This is a genomic window from Paenibacillus sp. XP01 (assembly GCF_057364885.1).
In genome coordinates this window covers 237160-252538 of record NZ_CP139481.1, presented here as the reverse complement: position 1 = coordinate 252538, position 15379 = coordinate 237160, and the positions used below count along the sequence as shown (strand labels likewise).

The 15379-nt window shown below is 52.9% G+C and carries 12 protein-coding genes; 3 read left to right on the top strand and 9 right to left on the bottom strand.

The window, feature by feature from the left end; all coding sequences use genetic code 11:
• Nucleotides 1–123: 123 nt before the first annotated feature.
• The 4 genes from SNR34_RS01190 to SNR34_RS01175 all read right to left on the bottom strand — a co-directional run bounded on the left by SNR34_RS01190 (nt 124) and on the right by SNR34_RS01175 (nt 5866).
• The gene (locus SNR34_RS01190) at nt 124–1182 is read right to left on the bottom strand and encodes a Gfo/Idh/MocA family protein (RefSeq protein WP_486180972.1); all 1059 of its coding nucleotides are present in this window, start codon (nt 1180–1182) and stop codon (nt 124–126) included.
• Between the two features lie 478 nt (nt 1183–1660).
• Nucleotides 1661–2527, bottom strand: coding sequence for a sugar phosphate isomerase/epimerase family protein (locus SNR34_RS01185; RefSeq protein ID WP_486182378.1), 867 nt, complete (start codon nt 2525–2527; stop codon nt 1661–1663).
• A gap of 112 nt (nt 2528–2639) precedes the next feature.
• A complete protein-coding gene (locus tag SNR34_RS01180; protein ID WP_486180971.1) occupies nt 2640–4403 on the bottom strand; it encodes a beta-galactosidase in 1764 nt (587 codons plus the stop codon).
• Entirely contained in the window at nt 4400–5866 is a 1467-nt protein-coding gene (locus SNR34_RS01175) for an alpha-L-fucosidase (RefSeq protein WP_486180970.1), read from the bottom strand. Before SNR34_RS01175 ends, SNR34_RS01180 begins: the two co-directional genes overlap by 4 nt.
• Nucleotides 5867–6097: 231 nt before the next feature.
• Here SNR34_RS01175 and SNR34_RS01170 point away from each other — a divergent pair, with 231 nt between their 5' ends.
• Nucleotides 6098–7003: an AraC family transcriptional regulator gene (locus SNR34_RS01170; RefSeq protein ID WP_236420335.1), complete on the top strand. Its 906-nt coding sequence runs from the start codon at nt 6098–6100 to the stop codon at nt 7001–7003.
• Nucleotides 7004–7166: 163 nt separating this feature from the next.
• On the opposite strand, the gene SNR34_RS01165 is transcribed toward SNR34_RS01170, so the two are convergent.
• Nucleotides 7167–7358 (bottom strand): hypothetical protein, encoded by a 192-nt coding sequence (locus SNR34_RS01165; RefSeq protein ID WP_236420336.1) that lies wholly within the window; start codon nt 7356–7358, stop codon nt 7167–7169.
• Nucleotides 7359–7464: 106 nt separating this feature from the next.
• Entirely contained in the window at nt 7465–10251 is a 2787-nt protein-coding gene (locus tag SNR34_RS01160) for a glycoside hydrolase family 3 C-terminal domain-containing protein (protein WP_486180969.1), read from the bottom strand.
• 529 nt (nt 10252–10780) lie between these two features.
• Here SNR34_RS01160 and SNR34_RS01155 point away from each other — a divergent pair.
• Both SNR34_RS01155 and SNR34_RS01150 read left to right on the top strand, forming a co-directional pair.
• Nucleotides 10781–11962 (top strand): response regulator, encoded by a 1182-nt coding sequence (locus SNR34_RS01155; RefSeq protein WP_236420338.1) that lies wholly within the window; start codon nt 10781–10783, stop codon nt 11960–11962.
• A gap of 86 nt (nt 11963–12048) precedes the next feature.
• The gene (locus SNR34_RS01150; RefSeq protein WP_236420339.1) at nt 12049–12723 is read left to right on the top strand and encodes a class D sortase; all 675 of its coding nucleotides are present in this window, start codon (nt 12049–12051) and stop codon (nt 12721–12723) included.
• 187 nt (nt 12724–12910) lie between these two features.
• Here the strand turns inward: SNR34_RS01150 and SNR34_RS01145 are convergent, their stop codons facing one another.
• The 3 genes from SNR34_RS01145 to SNR34_RS01135 all read right to left on the bottom strand — a co-directional run bounded on the left by SNR34_RS01145 (nt 12911) and on the right by SNR34_RS01135 (nt 15331).
• Nucleotides 12911–13999, bottom strand: a complete 1089-nt coding sequence (locus tag SNR34_RS01145; protein WP_339275574.1) for a low temperature requirement protein A — start codon at nt 13997–13999, stop codon at nt 12911–12913.
• Between the two features lie 35 nt (nt 14000–14034).
• On the bottom strand, nt 14035–15000 hold the full coding sequence (locus tag SNR34_RS01140; protein WP_236420341.1) for a ring-cleaving dioxygenase: 966 nt from the start codon (nt 14998–15000) through the stop codon (nt 14035–14037).
• A 94-nt stretch (nt 15001–15094) separates the two neighbouring features.
• The gene (locus tag SNR34_RS01135; protein WP_438286885.1) at nt 15095–15331 is read right to left on the bottom strand and encodes a DUF896 domain-containing protein; all 237 of its coding nucleotides are present in this window, start codon (nt 15329–15331) and stop codon (nt 15095–15097) included.
• Nucleotides 15332–15379 lie beyond the last annotated feature (48 nt).

Below are 15379 nucleotides of genomic sequence, written 5' to 3'. Positions count from 1 at the left end.
CGTCGCTCGATGATGGAGCGGCGGTATGTCGGTCAACGATGGTTCAATCAAGCTCGCGTAATCTTGTTTTACCGTGTTACCTTACTCGATAGCATGGCTATATGCGCGTGACTCGGCCTTCTTTTACAATTCGATCTCGCGCCCCTGGCGCGCCGACTCATAAATGCCGCACAAAATCTTCATGATCTCGACGCCGTCCTCGACCGGACTGAGCGTTTCCTTGCGGCCTCGCGTGCTATCGATGAAATGATTGATTTCGTTGCGGAAGGAACCCATGAAATCAAAGGACTTGGAATCGACCTGGGGCGTCATGTTCAAAATGGTGTTGAACTTCTCGCCAATGACCATAATCTCCGGCTCCAGCTCGGCTCCGCCCTTGTCGCCGTAGAGCTTGATCGACATTTCGTCCGATTTGGCATGCAGGGTGAAGCTGACGTCAATCAGCAGGCTTGCCCCGTTCTCAAAGCGAATCATCGCATTGGCCATGTCCTCCACGTTATTTTTGGAGGCATCGTAATCAGCCGCCTTGTAGAACGACAGGTTGCGAATATGCGCCCGATTGCCCAAAATGTTCGAAACGTTGGCAGAAACGGACTTCACCTTCGGCTTGCCCATCAGGTACCAACAGATGTCGATGATATGTACCCCGATATCGATCAGCGGACCCCCGCCCGAGCGTTCCCGGTCGGAAAACCATCCGCCCGGATTGCCCAGCCGCCGCAGGCAGGAAGCCTTGGCATAATAAATGTCGCCAAGCTCGCCCGCTTCGATGAACTGCTTCAAAATCTGGGCGTTGTCGCTATAGCGGCGGACAAAGCCGACCTGCAGCAGCTTGCCGCTGCGTTTGACGGCCTGCTCGACCGCGAGTGCCTCTTCCACGCTCTGGCAGAGCGGCTTTTCGCACAGCACGTTTTTGCCCGCATCCAGCGCGGCGATGCTGATCTCGGCATGCGAGTTGTTCCAGGTACAGATGCTCACGGAATCGATTTCCGGCATAGCGAGCAGGTCGCGATAATCGGTAAACACGCGGGAAGCGTCGTATTTTTTCGCCATCTCTCGGGCACGCTCTTCGTTAAGATCGCATATGGCATAGATTTCAACGTCAGGATTGTCGGCATATGCCTGCAAATGGCAGTCGGAGATTGAACCTGCGCCGATGACGGCAACTTTCAGTTTGGACATGGGTTTTCCCCTCCATGATTGTGGTATTGGTGTTGGTGTTGGTATCGCTTTCGATTTTTCATTTGGGATGAAGTGCATAATGGCAACGCACGGCTACCCGCTGACGAACCTCAGACACCTTATTTATCGGAAATCCAGGTTGTCGGTGCTCGTAACGAACCTCAGGCACGTTATTCCACCAGATTCGGGCATATTACTTGTGTTTACATCCAAATAGCGCTGCTGAGGTTCGTTAGAATTTAAAAGGAAGCTAATCAGACAGTATAAGGTGTTTAATGTTCGTTAGAACTCTTCAGGTGCCGGCCTCTTCAACTACTTTTCCTCGGAGCGCCTTACACAGAGCATCATTCTTGAACTATTCCTTCCGGTCATTATCTGGGCATTTGCCCAGACACTAAGCTTTGCCCATGCATCTGTGGCTGCTTTCCCTACCGAGTTACACTAAAGCTCTTCCGGCCGTCTAACCTCCATCAGGCCCCTAAGCTTCCTCCCACAGCCTGCGCACGTTATCCATGGCAATGCGCGAGGCGGTGCGGCAATCCTCCATGCCTTCAAACTCGACCGAGATATATCCGTCATACCCGGACTGTTTCAATACGCGGAACACACCGTACATATCGATGTCGCCATGACCTACGATCGCACCGCGCAAATAATTGCCATGGGCGGTTTGAAACCAGCCTTCCCCCGGATTCCGGGATTCCGGCCTCAAGTAAAAATCCTTCGCGTGAACCATCGAAGCATACGGGATGTTGTTTTTCACCGCACTGATCGGATCTTCATCCACGCACAGGAAGTTGCCAACGTCGAGCGTTGTCTTAAAGTTGTCCCGCGCCGTTTCATGCAGCACCCGGCGAACGCGTTCGCTCGATTGCACGTAATAGCCGTGGTTCTCCAGGCTCGTCGTAATGCCGCGCTCTGCCGCATAATCCGCAATACGCCGGCACGCCTGCACAATGATCGGAAGATCGGTCTCGAATTGCGCCACCGTTCCTTCATGCGCAGGGCGGAAAGCCACGTCATGGCGCATTCGCGTCACGCCGAGCGCGGCGGCAATGTCCACATGATTCATCACATTCCGAATTTCCTGCTCCAATGCCTCTTCGCTCTCCAAAGCAACGAAATTCGCCCCGATGGCATAGTTGGAAATGTCGACCCCGACTTCGGCGGCCGTATCTCGAATCTGGCCAATCAATTCCGGCTGACCCACGAGGCTGTAACCCATCGGAACGATCTCCACATGCTCGCCCCCTTGCTCGGCGATGAAACGAATGGCATCCAGAACCGTCATGTCCCCGCGATTTAACGCTTGCTGCAAACTATAGGTGCTAAGGCCAACTTTCATTCTTCCCATCCTCTCTCCCGTTTCGTGTAGTTGAACCACTCACTTATTTGCTTATATCCAACGTATACCGTGTTTCATTCCATCGCACAATTGCCGATAATCGCGCGGTATTCTATTTTCCATTTTCCACGTCCAGCACCGCCCGATCCACAAAGGTGACGGCCCTCTCCGCCGGAGCGTGAAGCTCAAACACGATCAGTTCGTTCCCACCCGGACGAAGCAAGGGAGCTGGCACGTACAACGTCTGCTGCGGCCCTTTGTTCCAGTAACGCCCCAGATTAAATCCGTTGATAAACGCAGCCCCCTTCGTCCAACCATCCAGCCGCAAAAACGTATCCTTGGCTTCATTCACGTCAAACTGCCCCCGATAAAAACACGGTCCCTCGGCGCTCTCAACCCGTTCGAATTGCAATCCGGACAGTTCGGACAACGGCAGGCAATGGATCGTCCAATCGTACAAAAATTGAAACCCATGCCGCACGCCTTCCGTGATGCCTTTAGGGTCCTTCAGATACGGCCCGTAATTGATGCGTCCCATGTTTTCCACCAGAATGGCGATGTCGGCACCTTCCTCCGGCACGGCAAAGGAAACCGACAATTCGGCATTGCCCCGTTCCAATACTCCCCGGTATGTCCCGTTCACAAAAATGAGCGCCCTGTCCCGCACCTCCTGCACCAACAGCTCCTGCTCCTCCCTTGGGCCAGTGATCCGTGTACGGTACAAAATAAAGCCAACATCCTGGCCCAGCTTCTCCATCGGCTCCGGGCAATTGCGCCGCACCGCTGACGAAAGCGCATCCAGCTGCGTAAACAGCGGCGCCTGTTCCGGCAGTTCCACCTTCCCGTACGCCATCGTGCCGACCGGTTCGGGAAGCTCCAGCTCTCCGAGCTCGATATGCCGCCCGATGACCTCTCTTACCGCATAGAATTTGGCGGTCGGTTCCCCCGATTCGCTCAGCGGCGAATCGTAATCGTAGCTGGTGACGGTCGGTTCGTACCGTTCTTTCTCCTGGCAGTTGGCTCCATTATAAAACCCAAAATTCGTGCCGCCATGGAACATGTAGACATTCACCGAAGCTCCGGCAGACAGCATGGCATCCAGAACCTGCGCCACATCCGCCGCATCCCTGACATGGTGCCGCTCACCCCAATGATCGAACCAGCCGTTCCAAAATTCCATACACATCAGCGGTTGGTCCGGCTGATATACACGCAGCTTGGAGAATGCGCCTTCGCTGCCCGAACCGAAATTAACCGTTGCCAGTTGGCCCGGTACCGAACCTGCCTGCAGCATGGCATCCGTCGGTCCGTCCGAGGTGAACAGCGGCACGTCCATCCCATGCCTCAGCATGCTGTCCCGCAAATGGGACAAATAGCGGGCATCGTTCCCGTAGCTGCCGTATTCGTTCTCGATCTGCAGCGCAATGATTGGTCCGCCTTGCGTGCTGAGCAGCGGCTTCAACTTGGGCAGCAGCATATCATAATACCGGTCCACTCTCTCTAGGAACCGGCTGTCCGCGCATCGCAGCGGCATGCCCTCTTCCGCGAGCAGCCAGGCGGGCAAACCGCCGAATTCCCATTCCGCACAAATATACGGGCTGGGCCGAACGATGACGTGCAGCCCCATGCTGCCGGCCAACCGGACAAAGCGCTCGACATCGGCCAGCCCATCGAAACGAAACTTGCCAGGTTCCGGCTCATGCAGGTTCCACGGCACATACGTTTCGACCGTGTTGAAACCGCAAGCCTTCAGCTTCAGCAGGCGATCCTCCCAATATTCGGGGACCACCCGGAAATAATGGATCGCGCCGGAAATGATCCGGAAGGGGCGATCCTCCCAGAGGAATTGCCCGTTTTCAATCTGCAGGACCGTCATGCCCTCGCCTCCTTCGCGGTGCTTCTATATATGCCAAACCCGGATAATGTCGGGCACCACCGGGATTGCTCTATAGTCAGACGAACAGCGTCAGCCTCAACTGGATCAAAACAGCAAATTCGTTTGTAACCCACCACGGTTCCGCAGTAGATCTCCTGCCATGATCCATCGCAAGTACGCGCGTCCAGTCTGAATCGTTCGATCCGCTGGCCGGATCGGATATGTTCCATCAGCACGATTCGGTCAAAGATCGCCCTTCCCGGCAGTTCCAGCTGCAACCATGCCTGCTCCGTGCCCTCGCGAGGGGACCAGTATGTCTGCTTGTCGCCGTCCAGCACCATGGCGGGTGTATGCTTCTCACCCCGGGCTTCCGATGCTTCGGCACGTGCTTGTAACGCCAGATTGTCCCTGAACGTCTCCCTCAGATGATTGCCCAGCTCGTTCAACCGCTCCAGATCGCGTTCATGGATCAACCCCCGCTTGTCAGGCGGCAGGTTCAGCAAAAAGGTGGCATTGCCGCCAACCGCCCCATAATAGACGGCAAGCAATTCCTCCAGCGACTTGACCTGGTCATCCTCGCTGGCATGATAGAACCAGCCGGGACGGATCGACGTGTTCACTTCGGCCGGATACCAGATTAACCGCGAATGACGCCGGATCACCTCCCGGCTGCCAAGATCGTCATCCTGCGTGCCGATGCGGCTGGCGAATTGTCCGTCATCCACCTGCTGCGATTCCGCCTGAATCTTCTCATTATCCTGCATATGTGCAGGGACGACGCTCCATTCCGAAGAACGCACATATCCGGCTTCATTGCCGCACCAGCGCACGTCCGGACCGCAAACCGAAATGACCGCCCCCGGTTGAAGCTCGCGAATAAGCGCGTAGTACGCTGGCCAGTCGTATTCCTGCCGTTTGCCGTTTGGTCCTTCCCCGCAAGCACCGTCAAACCATACGCAGAACAGCTCGCCGTAACCGGTCAACAGTTCACGCAGCTGGTTCAGGAAAAACGCGTTGTAACGCGCCGAATCACCGTATGAAGGCTCATGCCGATCCCATGGGGAAAGGTATATGCCGAAACGCAGCCCGCCTTCGCGGCACGCCTCCGCGACCTCGCGAACGAGGTCGCCTCTCCCTTCGCGCCACGGGCTCGCGGACACGGTATGATCCGTGTGCTTGCTTGGCCATAAGCAGAATCCGTCATGGTGCTTGCAGGTCAGGATCAGCCCGGTCATGCCGGCCGACTTGCACGCTCGCACCCACTGGCGCGCATCCAGTTCCGTGGGAGCAAATAACGCCGGATCCTCGTCTCCCGTTCCCCATTCGCGATCCGTGAACGTGTTTACCGTAAAATGTATGAACGCGTAGAATTCCATCTCCTGCCAAGCCAGCTGCCGTTCGGATGGAACGATCCGTGCCGCCGCTTTGATCCAATCGCTCGCAGGTGTTCCCGAATGTACCATGCATGCCCTCCTCCTTTTCCGTACCGCAATGGTGGGCTAACCCCTTGTATCTATCATAAAAGCCGAGATTGCCAACCACCATTCACAAAACGTCCGGCTTTTTGACCTTTTGTGCCATTTCATCCTCAGCGGACTACCTTTTCTGCGACATGCGCCAAGCGTCAAGTTCATCTTTTACAGCCTACATCCGAGTGATATAATCTTGGCAACATGACCGTTGGGGGCGACGAAATGTACACTGACGTGATTTTTCCGAATATGACCAACACGCTGCACATTACGGGCTGCCATTTCGGCGCCAAACCGCCCGGTTGGCGATATCCCAGACATCACCATCATTTGTATGAAATCATGTATTGCCAGGCCGGAACAGCTAGGCTGAAGCTGCAGCATCTCGAGATCCGGCTTCGGCCCGGAGATTGGCTGTTCATTCGTTCGGGTACCCGGCACGAAATGGAGAATATGGCCGAAAGCGAGGATTGCTTTCGTTTCTTCGACATACACTTCGATATGGACGATTACTCCATACGCAAGACGCTGAGCCAACGCGAATACCATCTTCTTCCCGCCTCCATGGCGGAAATGGCTGGGTTGACGGAATACGTCGCACACATCGAACGGGAGATGCAGCCCAGTTTGGCGTCTGCAGGCGAGATGCCCGCCGCGGAGACGGAACGACGCCTGACGCTGAACCCTGTCCAGAAAATCGCGCTCCAGGCCTACATTCTGCTCATTATTCAGGAAATTCTCCGACTGGCCGTGAAGGTAGAAGAGGAGTCGATGGCCGCCGAACCGCTGCATTCGACCATTCATAAAGCCGACACGGCCCATCTCATTGAAGAGAAGCTGCAGCACCTCATCTCGGGCGACGGCTCCATAAGCCAGGCAGCGGACGAACTGAATCTGAGCCGCAGCCAATTCACCAAAGTGTTCAAAGAAATATACGGCATATCACCACGCCAGTACCTCACTGAAACCAAACTCAACCGAGCCAAGCAAATGCTGGTAAGCACAAGCAAAACGGTCGAGGACATCGCCGATGAGCTCGGCTATCATTCCGTCAGTCATTTCTCCAGGCAGTTCAGGCGGGGCACGGGATTATCGCCCAACCAGTTTCGCCCGCGGCCTCGGGCCTGAGGAAATTGTACGGAAGAAAGGAATGAAAGTCTCTCCCTGCATTCGCCGCAGGAGGCGTCGACGGGGATGCCCCCTCCTAGAAATAACGAAAAAAAGACACCTCAAGGGTGTCTGAATGGCAGGCCTTTGCTAAAATGCAGGGGCCTTTGTGTGAACTGTTTTATTATTTTTTGCGCCGTGCCTTCGTCATGCGGGTATACATAATAAGTGCAGCGATGATCATGGCAATCATGGCGAGATTGCTGGCTGCCTCATGCGACAGGCCAAAGAGCAGGGCCAAGTTGGTCACCAGGCTTCTCGTAATCAGCGCCACCGCAATCAACAGGATCGGACTCCAGAAATTGTACCTTCTCACGTTTCGCGACCTCCCGGAACAGTTTGTTCAGCGTTCAGCCCTCTCACGGATTCCTCCATAGCAGCATTTATATGATCATGTTTCGCGTCACAGGCGACAAGCTGCTTTAAACCAGTTTAAATTCAATCCAATCGATCTGCAAACCTGGCTTGGTGAAGTCCAGCGTCAATTCGTACACGCCTTCCTCCAGCTGCACTTTCACCAGGCGCTGCCGGATCCATTTGCCTTCCGTTCCGTTCGTCTGGATGGTCGTCATCAATTGGCCGCCCAGCAGCACGTTGCAGGCGCTTTGGGCCAGCTCCGGTTCCGGTGACATGATTTGCACGATGATCCGGTATTCGCCGGCCTGGTTCACGTGCATGCGCACAGGCTCGCCTACTGCCGGCTTCACTTGAGGATCGTTCGCCAATGCCTGCGCACCTTCCGCAGACAGGGCTGAATCAGCTTTGAACGCGGCAACCGTCTCGTTCAATTCCAGTTTTCTGGAGATGACCGGGGCGTTCAGAATAAACGTCAAAATGTTTTTGGCCGAGCGCTGAAGCTCACCACGCGTCAACGTGCCGTTCTCCAACGACTCCAGCGTGTTGTCGTCCCATCCGTTGATCTCCGCGCCATAGTTCGGCACAACCATGTACAGATCGTTCTGGGCGCGGATCATCCAGTTGGTGTATTTACGGTCGGCTGCTCCGCCTTGAACGACATCATTCATGATCGCCCACCAGTCGGTCATGACAATACCCTCAAAGCCCCATTCTCCACGCAAAATGGTTGTGTTCAGATCGTAGTTCGAAGCTGCCCAGTGTCCGTTAACCGGATTGTAAGACGTCATCACGGAGTTGGCTCCGCCTTCCTTGACGGCAATTTCGAAGCCTTTCAAGTAAATCTCGCGGAGCGCACGCTCGGATACGACGGCATCCACTTTGCTGCGGTGTTTCTCCTGGTTGTTGCAGGCAAAGTGTTTCAGCGTGGCGTTCGATCCGCCCTTCATAATGCCACGCGTACAAGCCGCCGCGAATTGTCCCGAAATGAGCGGATCTTCCGAGAAATATTCGAAGTTGCGGCCGTTCAGCGGGCTGCGGCGAATGTTGAGGCCAGGGCCGAGCAGCGTGTCGATCTGGTTTCGGAGCAGCTCCTGACCTTCCATCACGTACAATTCTTCCACCAGCTGTGTATTCCATGTGGCTGCCAGCAGTGTTCCGATGGACACCTGCGTGGCCTTCTCGCCGCTGTCCATGCGGATGCCGGACGGGCCGTCGGCTGTACAAGCCACCGGGATCCCAAGCTTGAACAAGCTATCGCTCACGCCGCCGAATGCCGAGGCCGTTCCCGACGTAACGAGCGGACTACTCATGCCTTCACCGCGGATCAAGGTTGCAAGATCCTGATCGCTCAATTGGGCGACGAAGGTTTCCAGGCTCACTTTGCCATCCTTCACATCCTGAAGCTTGTACCCTTGGTCCCCGGTCTGCTCCAATGTCGCCGGCAGACGCTGTTCGATCCGCTGAGCCATGTCTACCTTGCGTTTCGGAGCCTCCACATAGGTCAGCTCATATGACCCGTCTTCCTTGCGCGCTCCCGGTTTCATGCGTGTGAACGACTCGACGGGTGCCATCGCTTCTTCAAGCTGCTCGACAACCCGTACGGACTCCACGACGTAGCCTTCCTGCCCATCGACCTTCACATGTTCCGTTTGTTTGACGCTGGTTCCGACATGCAAACGGTATGTTCCTTCTTCCATTACATAAGCGGAGGCATGTCCGGTCACCCCGGCGTCATCGTAAGAAGCCATGGAATCTACCGGGAAGCTGATCGTCAGCGTCTGCGATTCTCCCGGCTGCAGCAAGCTTGTTTTGCCAAAGGCAACCAACGCTTTGACAGGCTGTCCCAATTTGCCCTGAGGAGCTTCGTAGTACACCTGTACAACTTCTTTGCCAGCATGGACAGAGCCCGTGTTGGTTACCGCAGCTTTGATCTCAATGCAAGTTTTGTCGTTCTTGGCTACGACTTGGGCTTCTTCGGTCTCTACTGCAAATGTGGTGTAAGAGAGGCCGTACCCGAATTCAAACTGGACCTTTTCCGGTCGAAACGTTTCGAAATATCGGTACCCTACATAAATATCTTCCTGGTACAAGTTCTTGAATTCATTTCCGTAATTGCTGGTCGAAGGGTAGTCATGGATCGAATAAGCAATCGTATCCGTCAGTTTACCGCTTGGCGTCACTTCGCCGACCAGAACGTCCGCAATCGCGTTTCCGCCTTCCATGCCACCGTGCCACGAGTAAATCACGCTTTGAATCGGGTTGACGTAACTCTTGTCATCCAGCCAGCTCATGTCGATGATATTGGATACGTTCAGGACTACGATCGTTTGTTCAAAGTGGTTGGTAACCAGCTTCAGCATCGATTTCTCGTCTTCCGTCAATTGATAGCTTCCCGGCGCGTCAGCGTTATCCTGGTCTTCTCCCGCCGTACGGCCGATGACGATGATTGCTTTATCCGACTTCGCTCTTGCCTGAGCCACCAATTCATCCGTCAGCGGCATTTCCTTCTGGTTCCACGGCTCTGCCGCCCAGACTTTGCCACCATCATCGAACGGATTCTGCTCAATCCATTTTTCGTAAACGGCCGCGAGTTCCTCATTGACGCTGATCTGTTTTTTGCTGCGCAGCCCATCCAACAAGTTGGTCGTATAGGCGACATGCACACTACCGCCGGAACCTGTTCCGCTGCGATAATAATTCACTTGAATTCGGCCAAAAACTGAAACGTTTTCGGATTTTCGAATAGGAAGTGAATCTCCGTTATTTCTAAGCAAAACGGCCCCTTCGGCAGCAACCGTCCGGCTAAATTCTGCAAACCCTTCCAAAGGAACACCAATCTGATTTGTGCTCACCCGTTTCCCCTCCTGATTATCATCTCCATACCCATGAATCTCGATCTCGTTGACTGAAGCCGAGTAATTCACCTGTATCTAGTCTCATATTACCAGATTCCATGGCGGAAAATAAATACGAAAACGTTTTTCTTAGAAACTTCATTAATATTGTTCATAAATCGGACGTTCTCCGGCTGACAATTAGGACTTGCATGGCTATTCAAAACACGAGATTATATTAAGAAACTTGAGAAAAAAACCGATTTACTATGGAGATGTTTCAATGTTTGATATGATGGTTAGGTTTAGTAGTCTGTTTTGATTTGCATGATTTCTTTGTTTGGTGCAGCATCACACCTAGCACGAAAGCGAGTCATTATTTATGGGGGCCGCGGCCCATACATAAAAAAGGCATCATTCGATGCGCGTTCAAGGGAAATGGTCCTTGTTAAAATGGGCTTTTCCTCTCATTACGGGAATTTTACGGCTTCACTGGAACGTATATATACTTATTTTTATAATGTTGGGGAAGAAGGTTGTATATCTCATGATCAGAGCATTGTTGGTGGACGACGAGAAACTTGCTATTTTAGTTCTGACCAAACAACTTTTAAACATTTTGCCCGATGTCGAAATCGTGGACAGCTGCACCAATCCGCTACAAGCCATCGAACAGGCGAAAATACACAAACCTGACGTGATTTTCCTGGATATCGTCATGCCGGAGGTGAACGGGATGCAAGCAGCGGAGATGATGCAAGCGGCGAGCCCGCAATCCGATATTGTTTTCGTAACCGGCTATGACCGTTATGCGATTGATGCTTTTGAAATGAATGCCCTCGATTACGTGCTCAAACCGGTTCAAGCCGAGCGCCTGGCCAAATCGATGAAACGTGTGATGGAACGTATGACGCTGACGAAATCGCTGCCCAATGAGCCTGCAGGCCAGATGATCTGCTGTTTCAAGACGCTGCGTCCAGCCTACGTCCCAAACGGACCGAACCGCGAAGCGGGTCAGGCCCAATTTCGCTGGCGCACAACCAAAGCTCAGGAGCTGTTCGCCTACTTGCTGCATAATCGCAACCAGTTTGTCAGCAAGGACCTGCTCATTCAGGAGTTTTGGCCCGACCAGGATTTCAAAAAAGCATCGACTTATCTGTACACTACCATATACCATATCCGCAAATGTCTTGAACAAGCGGGCATGCCTGTGGAAATTGTAAATGCAAGCGGCGGCGAAGGGTATACGCTTCATACGCTGCAAGTAATCATTGACGTGGATCGATTCGAACAGGGAATCCGCAATTTGGGCGAAATCACGGAAGAAAACTACGAAGAGCACTACCAGCTGAACCAGCTGTATGTCAACGACTATCTGGCAGACCATGATTACCACTGGGCAGAAGGAGAACGTCAGCGGCTGCGGCTGCTCTGGCTCCATCACTCCATGAATCTCGTCCAGTTCTACATCCAGGCAGGCAAGGTTCACGAGGCGATCAATGAGTATAAACGAATCCTCGGCGTTCACCCTTATAGTGAAAAAACGCATCTGGGACTCATCGGACTCTATGTGGATCTGGGCGAGCATGATGCAGCGACGGCTCATTATCAGGAAATGAAAGACTTGTACTGGGAAGAACTTGGCATTACGCTGCCCGCTACTTTTGAGGAATGGTCTGTCGAGCAGGCCGGCATCGAACCCCAGAAGCGCTCTCTAAAGCAGGCATAAATTGCATTGTTGAGTTTTTGTAGATGTTCATTCCTTACACTAAAGAATGAATCGTCATTCTTGAATCAAAGGAGCATTGCAATTCCATGAAAAAACTCTCCATGCTGTTCATATTGGTTGGAGCATTGGTGATTAGCTTTCCATATTTGCAGGAAAAATGGAACGACTGGCAGCAGGCAAGGGTCATGAGTCGGCTGGAACAGGAGCTCGCAGCCCCTAAAAAGACTGCCGCTTCTCCGCAAAACCTGCAAAGCGGGCTGTCCAAACTGAACTCCTCCTTTACTGAAGGGGCAGAGGAAGCAAATCTCTCGGGGTCGGAAGCGAATCAGCTATTGGACTCGACCCAAGACGCAATCGGTCTGATTTCCATCGACAAAATCGACGTCCGCCTGCCGATCCTGGAGGATGCCACCGTGCAAAACATGAAGGTCGCGGCGACTCATCTGGTAGAGACCTCCCCGATTGGGTCTGAAGGGAACGCTGCCATCGCAGCCCATCGCGCGCACAAAAAAGGCCGTCTGTTCAATCGGCTCGGAGAGCTTGAGATCGGCGACGATATTCAGGTCACCCTGGCTGGCGGAACAACGATCAACTACAAGGTTGACCGAATCACCGTCGTTGAGCCTACCGATTTATCGGTGTTGGAAGATCCCAAACTGGGCCAAGTGCTTACATTGATCACTTGTGATCCGCTCATTAACCCGACTCACCGTCTGATTGTCAGAGCGGTTGCAACTCCATCTTCCGCTTCCCATACGTAGATATCGATTCTTATCCGTTGGTTTCCATATGTTCTTGCTGAAAAAGAGGCTCCCGTTCCGGCGGGAGTTTTTTGGCGCTATTCAATCACCCGTTTACAATGGAAAATCCCAACGATGCTGCGAAAAAATTAAAGAAAAGCCGCGAACAATGTTCGCAGCTTTTCTCAAAACTCTAGATTACTTCAAATCAAGTCGTCAGCTTCGCATAAGCCAGGAAGAAAATCATATTCTCCCCCATCACGACATAATTAGGCACATGGTAGACAAGATCCACGACGATGCTGACTCCCACGATTGCAAGCAGTATCGCCAATTGCAGTGGGCGCATGCGCAGATGTGCGTGTTTGTACTGGTGGAACACCAGCGCGGTGGAAGCGAAGTACAGCAGCAACGAACCGAATGCAAAGGCAAGCATGAAGCCGTAGTTCAGTTTGTTCAAGTACAGCAGCTGGATCGAGGCTGCGATCATGCTCATCGAGATATAGATGAACAGGTGGCCGTAAATCATCGCCTGCCCGGAGGTGCGAATTTCTTTGCTCACGTTTTTCTCCACATTATCGAAGTACTGCCACCACATCGCGATCACGAATACTGCCGTAAAGGCAATGAACAGGATCGACTCCAGGTTCCAGCGGTCCAGCTGCAGCACTGCAATCATGCTAACGACGGATTCCCCAAGCAAGATGATGGTGAACAAGGCAAAGCGTTCCATCAAATGGTGCGTATGGATCGGCACTTTCACCAAGCGTCTGCGGCCGATCAGCGGAAGAATGATATCGACCGCAATGCCGGCGTACAGGATGAGGTATCGAACCCAAGAATCGAAGAACAGGGAGAACGACGAGATCGCAATGCCGATCAGGAAGCTTAGGCCCAAGAAACGCGCCGCATTGAGGTGATGGTCGCTTTTGGACCCATGGAGCAAGAAATACTGGATCGCCGTGAAGGCTCTTGAACCGATGTAGCCGATGAAAAAGGGAAGATAATACTGGTCAAAATCAACCGATAGGCTCGCCGTCATGACCAACACGGACAGGAGCTGCAGGATAAGGAACACGCGATGTGCGAGAATATCCTGTCCATAGCGGTTGATAAACATCGTCTGGCCGACCCAGGCCCACCAGACAGGAATGAAAATCAACACAAATTTCAGCAGATAATCATAGGGGATAATGCCATGCTCGGCGTGGAGCAGGACATGGCCTGCCTTGGACACGGCTGCGACAAAGAGCAGATCATAGAACAGCTCCAGCCAGGTTACCTTTTTTTCCATCATCCTCTTCCCTTTCTCTTAAGCAAAATAAATGTTAATTAGCCTTGCTCCAAAGTCGTGCCCGCAGGTTCCAATACCCGTACTTCAATCGGCTGCAGATTCGCCTCGATCTGATCGCGGTGCGGTTCGAACCAATCCGGCAGCATCAATTTTTCTCCCATGGTCTCGGCGGGTTCGTCTCTTGCAAAGCCCGGAGGATCCGTCGCGATTTCGAACAAGATTCCGCCCGCTTCACGGAAGTAGATGGCATTGAAGTATTGACGATCCCGGATCGGTGTAGGCTGGTATCCGTATTGATACACGGCATCCCTCCATTGATCATGCTCCTCGAAATCTTTGGCACGCCATGCAATGTGGTGCACCGTACCTGCCCCGCCCGTTCCAAGCGGAATACGCTCTACAGGCACATCGATCACGTTGCCCAGGTCACCGATGGAGCGGAAGCGGGCATACTCTGCGTTCTCATCCACTTTGACGAAGCCCAGAATGCGTACCAGCGCATCCATCGTTCTCAACGGATTGACGCTGAACAACACGGCGCCGCCGAATCCTTTGATCGCTTTATCAGCCGGGATGCTTCCTTGCGTCCAAGTGCTGTTTGCTCCTTCCTCACGTTCAACGAGTTCCAAACGCAGCCCCTCGGTGTCCTCGAATTGTAGGAATGTTTCGGAGAAGCGGGTTGTTCTCGTCACGTTAAGACCGAAACCCTCCAAACGCTCTTGCCAGAAATCGAGCGCACCGACCGGAATGGCATACGTCGTTACGCCGACTTGGCCGCCGCCAATCTGGCCGCGACGTGCACCAGCTGACGGGAAGAACGTGATGATGGTGCCTGGACTGCCGTGTTCATCCCCGAAATACAGATGGTACACGTCTGGTGCGTCAAAGTTAACGGTTCTTTTCACCAGTCTCAGTCCGAGAACCCCGGCATAGAAGTCAACGTTAGCCTGTGGGTCTCCAGCGAATGCGGTAATGTGGTGGATGCCTGTCGTTTGAATAGTCATTGTAATTCCTCCTAAGTGTATACCATTTTTATTTGTTTTGTTTATTTATTTTGAATTATATAATCTTTATTTTAAGATATATGAGTAAAAAAATTTATTCTTTGTCTTTCGCGATTTCTTCCTGTCTCGCTTTCAGTTTGTCAGGAGTGACGTCATCGCCATTCGGATCATAGATGGTTGCGTTCAGCAGAATGTCGTTGACCGAGCCGCGGAAGACCTGAAGATATTCCCGGCGCAGGCGGGCCTGCTCCATTTTCTCCATTTCCGTCAAACCATTCTCTTTCGCCTGTCTCGACAACTCGTTGATTCTGTCCAGCATTGGAATAATCATCTTGATCTCTCCTTTATTGTGGTGTTTGTTTTATTTTATATTAAATAT

Excerpts from the sequence above, each read along its gene's own strand:
- SNR34_RS01190 (WP_486180972.1), bottom strand. The coding sequence starts at position 1,182 with ATGTCCAAACTGAAAGTTGCCGTCATCGGCGCAGGTTCAATCTCCGAC.
- SNR34_RS01185 (WP_486182378.1), bottom strand. The coding sequence starts at position 2,527 with ATGAAAGTTGGCCTTAGCACCTATAGTTTGCAGCAAGCGTTAAATCGC.
- SNR34_RS01180 (WP_486180971.1), bottom strand. The coding sequence starts at position 4,403 with ATGACGGTCCTGCAGATTGAAAACGGGCAATTCCTCTGGGAGGATCGC.
- SNR34_RS01175 (WP_486180970.1), bottom strand. The coding sequence starts at position 5,866 with ATGGTACATTCGGGAACACCTGCGAGCGATTGGATCAAAGCGGCGGCA.
- SNR34_RS01170 (WP_236420335.1), top strand. The coding sequence starts at position 6,098 with ATGTACACTGACGTGATTTTTCCGAATATGACCAACACGCTGCACATT.
- SNR34_RS01155 (WP_236420338.1), top strand. The coding sequence starts at position 10,781 with ATGATCAGAGCATTGTTGGTGGACGACGAGAAACTTGCTATTTTAGTT.
- SNR34_RS01150 (WP_236420339.1), top strand. The coding sequence starts at position 12,049 with ATGAAAAAACTCTCCATGCTGTTCATATTGGTTGGAGCATTGGTGATT.
- SNR34_RS01145 (WP_339275574.1), bottom strand. The coding sequence starts at position 13,999 with ATGATGGAAAAAAAGGTAACCTGGCTGGAGCTGTTCTATGATCTGCTC.
- SNR34_RS01140 (WP_236420341.1), bottom strand. The coding sequence starts at position 15,000 with ATGACTATTCAAACGACAGGCATCCACCACATTACCGCATTCGCTGGA.
- SNR34_RS01135 (WP_438286885.1), bottom strand. The coding sequence starts at position 15,331 with ATGATTATTCCAATGCTGGACAGAATCAACGAGTTGTCGAGACAGGCG.